This window comes from Pseudoalteromonas sp. AWM4_233 (assembly GCF_056158285.1).
This window is the reverse complement of sequence record NZ_JBSWSZ010000040.1, coordinates 1-2,363: the sequence shown is the minus strand read 5'-3', so window position 1 is coordinate 2,363 and position 2,363 is coordinate 1. Positions and strand designations below refer to the sequence as shown.

General features: G+C 41.6%; 7 protein-coding genes. 1 reads left to right on the top strand and 6 read right to left on the bottom strand.

Annotated elements, in window-relative coordinates:
- Positions 1-99: 99 nt before the first annotated feature.
- The gene (locus ACXAC4_RS19250) at positions 100-600 is read left to right on the top strand and encodes an alpha-hydroxy acid oxidase (RefSeq protein ID WP_475164774.1); all 501 of its coding nucleotides are present in this window, start codon (positions 100-102) and stop codon (positions 598-600) included.
- A gap of 267 nt (positions 601-867) precedes the next feature.
- Here ACXAC4_RS19250 and ACXAC4_RS19245 read toward each other — a convergent pair whose 3' ends face one another.
- The 6 genes from ACXAC4_RS19245 to ACXAC4_RS19220 form a co-directional block, all read right to left on the bottom strand.
- A complete protein-coding gene (locus ACXAC4_RS19245) occupies positions 868-1,224 on the bottom strand; it encodes a hypothetical protein (protein ID WP_475164768.1) in 357 nt (118 codons plus the stop codon).
- Entirely contained in the window at positions 1,196-1,537 is a 342-nt protein-coding gene (locus tag ACXAC4_RS19240) for a hypothetical protein (RefSeq protein ID WP_475164764.1), read from the bottom strand. Before ACXAC4_RS19240 ends, ACXAC4_RS19245 begins: the two co-directional genes overlap by 29 nt.
- Before the next feature lie 15 nt (positions 1,538-1,552).
- A complete protein-coding gene (locus ACXAC4_RS19235) occupies positions 1,553-1,885 on the bottom strand; it encodes a DUF1064 domain-containing protein (protein WP_475164759.1) in 333 nt (110 codons plus the stop codon).
- Positions 1,839-1,955: a DUF1064 domain-containing protein gene (locus ACXAC4_RS19230; RefSeq protein WP_475164778.1), complete on the bottom strand. Its 117-nt coding sequence runs from the start codon at positions 1,953-1,955 to the stop codon at positions 1,839-1,841. Before ACXAC4_RS19230 ends, ACXAC4_RS19235 begins: the two co-directional genes overlap by 47 nt.
- 36 nt (positions 1,956-1,991) lie before the next feature.
- A complete protein-coding gene (locus tag ACXAC4_RS19225; RefSeq protein WP_475164754.1) occupies positions 1,992-2,153 on the bottom strand; it encodes an IDEAL domain-containing protein in 162 nt (53 codons plus the stop codon).
- Positions 2,154-2,157: 4 nt separating this feature from the next.
- Positions 2,158-2,363, bottom strand: a 206-nt coding sequence (locus tag ACXAC4_RS19220; RefSeq protein WP_475164751.1) for a YpiB family protein, incomplete at its 5' end; no start/stop codon positions are given.

Genomic DNA, 2,363 nt, shown 5'->3' with positions numbered 1-2,363 from the left:
AAGGTTAACGACGGTTAGATTCACCTCTTACACAGCACCTGTTGAACTACGTATTCCACGCAAAAATTCAGTCTGCCGCAACTTGATGCCCACATAAAAATGGGTAGCAGCACCAGCTCTATTGGTGACTACTTCACAAATATGCTCGACCCAACCATGAACTGGGACGACGTAGCTGAAATGGTGAAGTTTTGGGATGGCCAGTTTTGCCTGAAAGGCATTATGACCGTTGAAGATGCCAAACGCGCAGTTGATATTGGCTGCACGGGGATTGTGATCTCCAACCATGGCGGTCGCCAACTCGATGGCGCTCGCAGCTCATTCGATCAATTAGCTGAAATCGTCGATGCCGTCGGCGATAAAATTGATGTACTTTTCGACAGCGGTATTCAACGCGGTACTCATGTTTTAAAAGCGCTTTCACTGGGTGCAAAAGCCGTGGGCATTGGTCGTATGTATTTATACCCGCTTGCCGCTGCTGGTCAACCTGGTGTCGAACGCGCACTCGGACTTATGCAAGAAGAGCTCATTCGAGATATGCGCCTAATGGGGTGTAAGTCTATTTCTGAGCTTTCTCGAAAAAATTTAAGGTTCAGGTAGTTTCAAAAAATTCATAACACGTTGTCATACTTGCATTATGAAACTCAAGCCAACCTTTTAGGTTGGCTTTTTTGTGCTTCAAAATATGTAATACCAATCCTCACTAGGTGCTGTGTAAGAGGTGAATCTAACCGTCGTTAACCTTAGCAATACGTTGTATTGCTTTAGTCTACTTCGTTCAGTTACGTATTGCTAAGGTTAACCTCATCTTGTGAAGTTGTTTCGGCAGCACCTAGATCTAATATTTGAATCCGGATGGATTTCTTATCAAGCTTCATCGAAAGGCTTGTCCTCATCCGCTATTTCGAACTCTTCCGAGACTTGATTCTCCATTTCCGGTTTTTCTTCCCCTTTTGTCTCCTCTGCTGGTTCTGGCTGCTGCTCTTTCCACTCATGCCACTTTATCGCTAATGGTGCTACACGCTTACGGTATTCATCGATTACCTCAATAATTTGACCCGAGGACATGCTCAGCTCATTCGCCAATTTCAAGTACGATTCTCCCTCTAGACGACGTTTCACGATGTCCGGAAGTTTATTTGGCATACCCTCAAAGTTCGGTGCTAAACCGCTGATGATAAAAGCATCGATAATCTCACCGGTCTGCTTGTTCTTTTTCTTCACGAGTCTGAATCTTTTCTTCTGGCATATCTAGATCCGCTTCTATTTGCTCGAATGTTGATTTTACCTCTTGTACCATTCCTTTCTCATCGACTTCGTACTGCGTAACCGGCTCATTTGTTTTCGCATTAATCGTGACATTAAAGTTGACTTGCATAGACTCTAGCGAAACAAATACTTTTGCATCAATCATTTCAGACAGAGAATCCAATTTCCCTTGTAGCGAGGAATCTGTTACTTCTAACACAATCTCTTTCTTCCCATCAGGTTTTAAGTTCACTTTCTTTAACACTGGTTTAAATTCGATATATGCCATTATGATCCGCTCCCTTTATTCTGCTTCATTTTGTTTTTTTGCTCGCTTCTCCGCTCGTTGTAACTTGTTGTACTCATCCAATGTGATAAAACCACCGTATTTCTTCACATGCTTCAGCAAAATCAGCTGTAAGTGTGGATATTTATACTCGAATAACTTTCGTTTCACGTTGAAAGTTTCGGTGATCATGCCTTTTATGTCTATGACCTCCACCTCACCATTTGGCAAGTACACCAGAAAGTCCGCTATGTATGTAATGGCTTGAAAGCTCTTGTCCTGTTTTTTAAATGCAGGTTGTAGATTAAATACTGGCTGCCGTTCGAAACCCTTGAATTTCCCCTCTTGCACTGCGTATTTTTAAGCCTTCGTAATAATTTGCTTCCGCTTGTGAATCAAATACGTAGCCATCGAGGTTCACTTTTTTGTTGTTGTATTTGCTCAATTCCTCTCACCCTTATTTCATAACCAGCTTTTTAAATAGTGCTTCATCCTTCATGTCGAGTGCATAATCGATGAGTTGTTTTGTGAGGAGATTTTCGATTTCATCATGATCTTCCCCGTCTAAATACGTCTGCAAGGAACATTCATCGTCTTCTAGTACATCTAGGTATTGCATATTTTCATATTTCTCTGAAATTGATTTGGATATAAATTGGATCCTCATTCTCTACAAAATGCTCGTATGGTGCTGTCAAGCTATTGAACACACCATGAGGTGTATAAAATGCAGATGCTTTCCCTTCCACACATGCCGCCGTAACCTCAATACCATACGGATATTTACTAGCATTTTCTACGAAATGAATCCGATTTATAAATCTCTGAT